This window comes from Vibrio sp. R11-SG3-ISO3-SZ (assembly GCF_059834345.1).
In genome coordinates this window covers 1-4,626 of record NZ_JCBDGX010000166.1, presented here as the reverse complement: position 1 = coordinate 4,626, position 4,626 = coordinate 1, and the positions used below count along the sequence as shown (strand labels likewise).

At 48.9% G+C, this 4,626-nt stretch carries 4 protein-coding genes; 1 reads left to right on the top strand and 3 read right to left on the bottom strand.

All coding sequences use genetic code 11. From position 1 onward, the window contains the following. The 3 genes from AC6R1O_RS17885 to AC6R1O_RS17875 all read right to left on the bottom strand — a co-directional run. On the bottom strand, nucleotides 1–550 hold a 550-nt coding region (locus AC6R1O_RS17885; RefSeq protein ID WP_500657531.1), incomplete at its 3' end, for an aminotransferase class I/II-fold pyridoxal phosphate-dependent enzyme. Nucleotides 551–809: 259 nt separating this feature from the next. Beyond that, on the bottom strand, nucleotides 810–2,210 hold the full coding sequence (asnS, locus tag AC6R1O_RS17880) for an asparagine--tRNA ligase (RefSeq protein WP_500657530.1): 1,401 nt from the start codon (nucleotides 2,208–2,210) through the stop codon (nucleotides 810–812). Between the two features lie 183 nt (nucleotides 2,211–2,393). Beyond that, nucleotides 2,394–4,007 (bottom strand): methyl-accepting chemotaxis protein, encoded by a 1,614-nt coding sequence (locus tag AC6R1O_RS17875; RefSeq protein WP_500657529.1) that lies wholly within the window; start codon nucleotides 4,005–4,007, stop codon nucleotides 2,394–2,396. A 286-nt stretch (nucleotides 4,008–4,293) separates the two neighbouring features. Here AC6R1O_RS17875 and queD point away from each other — a divergent pair. After that, a partial coding sequence (gene queD, locus AC6R1O_RS17870) for a 6-carboxytetrahydropterin synthase QueD (RefSeq protein WP_500657528.1) occupies nucleotides 4,294–4,626 on the top strand: 333 nt, incomplete at its 3' end.

The following is a 4,626-nucleotide window of genomic DNA, read 5'->3' as shown; positions in this document are numbered from 1 at the left end:
GGTTGTGGCAGCAGCCGTGCAGCAGGACAACATCACCCGCAGATGCTTTTTCAAGATCGGCGAGCATTGCTGCGAAATCTTTGTCTTTAGTTTCGGCGTTGTAGTAGCTGTATTGCGCGGTTTCGATGCCTGCGGCGGTAAATACGCCGTTGTGGTTTGCCCAAGTAGGGTTACTGATCCAGATCTTCACATCGCCCAATTGACGCTTAATGAATTCGCCAGCTACACGTAGCGCGCCTGTACCACCAGGGGCTTGCGCTGTTTTAGCCAGTTTGTTCACGACAATGTCCGACTGCTCGCCAAACAGCAGCTTTTGTACGGCAAGACCGTACTCTGCTGTGCCTTCAATCGTTAGGTATGACTTGGTTTTTTCAGTTTCGACCAGTGCAGCTTCCGCTTTTTTTACCGTGGCAAGAACAGGGGTTTCGCCTTGTTCATTTTTGTAGATACCGACGCCAAGGTTAATTTTTTCAGCGCGTGGATCTTTTTTAAACTCTTCAGTGAGTCCAAGAATAGGATCTGCCGGAGCAGCTACAACTTTTTCAAACATAATCGTCATCCATGTTAGTCGAAGGGAGGCGTTAATAAACTTGGTTATTTATACCTTTCTCCTAACAGCCATACAACCGACAATTCAGGGAAAAATGAAGAAAAGTTATATTTGGTCAATTTTTAACATCAACGCGCCTTTTTCTTGGGTTAAGTCCTCCCCTGAAGGGGAAAAGCGGGGCGCAATTTTTATGAGAAAGCGAAAAAAACCTCCGTGTGAGACGGAGGTTTTTTTTACACTAAATCGAGAGGCCGAACATTTAGAAGTTCGCTGAGCGTGGCGTACGTGGGAATGGGATCACGTCGCGAACGTTGCCCATACCTGTTACGTAAGAGACGAGACGCTCGAAGCCTAGACCAAAGCCTGCATGTGGCACGGTGCCGTAACGACGTAGGTCGCGGTACCAGCTCATGTGCTCAGGATCGATGCCGACTTCGCGCATACGTGCATCTAGGATGTCTAGACGCTCTTCACGCTGAGAACCACCGATGATTTCGCCGATGCCAGGTGCCAGTACGTCCATTGCTGCAACGGTTTTACCGTCATCGTTCGCACGCATGTAGAATGCTTTGATGTCTTTCGGGTAGTTCTTCACGATCACCGGTGCTTTGAAGTGTTCTTCAGCAAGGAAGCGCTCGTGCTCAGATGACATGTCGATGCCCCATTCCACTGGGAACTCGAATTGACGCCCAGAATCAAGCAGGATCTGGATGGCGTCTGTGTAGTCCACTTGTGCGAAGTCAGAAGAGACAAACTTCTCTAGACGAGTGATGGCCTCTTTGTCGATGCGCTGTGCGAAGAACTCAAGGTCATCACGACACTCTGCAAGAACGGCGTTAAAGACGTACTTCAGCATGTCTTCCGCCAGTTTAGCAACGTCGTCTAGCTCGGCAAACGCCACTTCAGGCTCAACCATCCAGAACTCCGCTAGGTGGCGGCTGGTGTTTGAGTTTTCCGCGCGGAAAGTCGGACCAAAGGTGTACACCTTGCTTAGTGCACAGGCGTATGCTTCCGCGTTAAGCTGGCCAGATACGGTTAGGAAGGTCTCTTTACCAAAGAAGTCTTCGTTGTAGTCCACTTTACCTTCGTCAGTGCGCGGCAGGTTTTCCATGTCTAGCGTAGAAACACGGAACATCTCACCAGCACCTTCTGCATCAGAAGCGGTGATGAGTGGCGCCGATACCCAGAAGTAGCCTTGCTCGTGGTAGAAGCGGTGAATCGCTTGAGATAGACAGTTACGTACACGTGCCACTGCCCCCATCACGTTGGTACGCGGACGTAGGTGCGCCACTTCACGTAAGTACTCGATAGAATGGCGAGTTTTCGCCATAGGGTAGGTTTCTGCGTCTTCGACCCAGCCGACCACTTTTACGTTTGTAGCGGCAAGCTCAAAGTCTTGGCCTTTCGCAGGAGACTCAACAATCTTACCCGTTACTTCAACAGAGCAGCCCGTGGTGAGCTTAAGTACTTCGTCGTCGTAATTATTAAGATTATTAGGGACCACGGCCTGAATCGGGTCGAAACAAGAGCCGTCATAAATGGCAAGGAAAGAGATTCCAGCTTTGGAATCACGACGTGAACGGATCCAGCCTCGTACAGTGACTTCACTGTCTACCGCTAGCTGACCTTTCAAAACGTCTGATACAGGCGCGTAAGTCATGTTTTCAATATTCTCCATTGAGTAAAAATTCAACCCAATGTTTGCAAAACCGTCATTGGACAATGCGTGAGCAAAACATTGGGTTGGGTAGAATTCTAACTATTCAATGGGACATATTACCTTTCAATTAATATGCTTCAACCATTAATGTCGATAAGTTGGCGAAAAACCGTTCATATCCACTCATTTCGGTTGAGAAAGAGAAAACTGATTAAGAAGATCCTCTAGTTGTTCGGATAACTGTTCAAGATTCATACTAATGTCTCGTGTTTGTGCCGCCGAATCCGAGGTTGCCCGGGCGTGTTGAGTGATGACGTCGACTTTCTGCTGAACTTCTTGCGTCAAGTGCGAGGTATTGCTGCTCTGACTTTGAATGCTGGTGGCGTGGGAGAGGGCTTGCTGCATCTCTGACACCACTTCGGACATGGCGACGGATAACTGCTCCACCTCACTTGATCGTTGATGGGCGGTGTCGCACACCGTATCGACGGATGCGAGCGACGTTTGGCTATCGCTTTGAAAATCCGAAATGATCTTTTCGATACTGCCGGTCGCCTCTGCGGTGCGACTGGCCAACTGCCTGACTTCATCCGCAACTACCGCAAAGCCACGTCCTTGTTCGCCAGCACGGGCCGCTTCAATGGCCGCATTCAGAGCCAATAAGTTGGTTTGCTCTGCGATGCCTTTGATAACTTCTAAAATCGATGAGACTTCGACGGTTTGCTGATTCAAATCGACCAAATTACCTTTGACTTGCTCAATATCGGTCACAAGATGTTTGATTTCGTCACTGGCGTTGTGCGCTCGTGTGGCACTGTGCTCGGCAATCGTGGTGGTGTGCTTGATCAGTTCAGAGGCGTTCACCGTCGCTTGTTCGACATCGATTTGCTGCGCTTGCATCTGCTCAATATTGGCTTGAACTTCGTCGGTCTCTTGCTGTTGGTTGCCAGCGGCATCGTCGGTAATTTGCGCCACGTGCGTTAACTGATTGGCTGAGTGCGCCACCTGATGGGAAGTCGCTTGCACTTGACTCAGGCTGCTGGTCACTGTGTCCATAAATGAGTTGATGGCTTTGGCCAGTTGACCAATTTCATCACCTTGCTTGGAGGCGACGCGCTGAGTAAGGTTTTTGGAATCACTGACGCTTTGCATAAAGCGCGAGGTCTTTTGGATGGGCTGAACAATGGTTTTGCGGATGATACCCATAGTGACGAGAAAACCGACGAACCCAAAGCCGGACATGATCGCTAAGGCGATCAGTGTACGCTGGCTGACCATCTGATTAACGTGTGACAGATTGTACTCAAGGCGGATAGCTCCGAGCACTTCGCCTTCTGGTGCCATATGACAGGCCACGCAGTTCGTGCCTCGATAGTTCTCACTCGATTTCATTGGCATGGCGACCACAATCCCTGAGCCCCATTCTGCTTGAATGGGCTCAATCACCAATTCGCCGCTGAGCGCTCGTTGGTCAATGTCATCGACGGGGCTTTGATTGTCGTTGCCTGGGCCGTAGAGCTTGCTGACGAGATCCGAGCGCAACACACGTACTTGTTCAATGCCATCTTGAGCTAACGCCTTCTGACGCAAGGTTTCTTTTTGCGCCATAGTGCCAGTCAACATCATCATATTGAGGCTATCAAAGTAGTTGCTGGCTTTATCATGGAGCTGCTCACTGAGTACCGAATTTAATAACTCACGTTGCTGAAGGTATTGGTAGCTTGTCGAGGCAAGCAACACCAAGCCAAAAACGGAGAGTAGGGTAATCAAGAGTTTTGTTGTTATGGTTAGACGCATGATCGTTTCTTGGTATGAGTTGGAACTGACATCACTATGATCTTGGATAGATACCGCTATAGAAAGTAGGTTTATTTGAGACTGTGATGCGACACATGTTAGTCGTGTGTAAATGTGATGTGTAACTGTTGTAATCAAAAACTTGACGCTGTGACGTTTTTCCGCCGTGCTACAGATAAGAGGTGTGGAAGGGAAAGCGCTTGCTTGGTCATTCAACGGATTTCGCGCTTGTCTCGACTATACTAATTCCTTAGTATTGCCACTCTTTAAAAACCCGAGAGTCAAAATGAAAACTGAACTATACAAAGAATTCATGTTCGAAGCCGCGCATCACTTGCCCCATGTGCCAGAAGGACACAAATGTGGTCGCCTTCATGGTCATTCTTTCTTAGTTCGCCTGTATGTCGAGGGTGAGGTGGATCCTCACACTGGTTGGGTTGTCGACTTTGCGGAAATCAAAGCGGCGTTTAAACCGATTTATGACCGCCTTGACCACTACTACCTTAATGACATCAAGGGACTGGAAAACCCAACCAGTGAGGTATTGGCGAAATGGATCTGGAACGAGCTCAAACCGTCACTGCCATTATTAAGCAAGGTTGAAATTAAAGAGACCTGC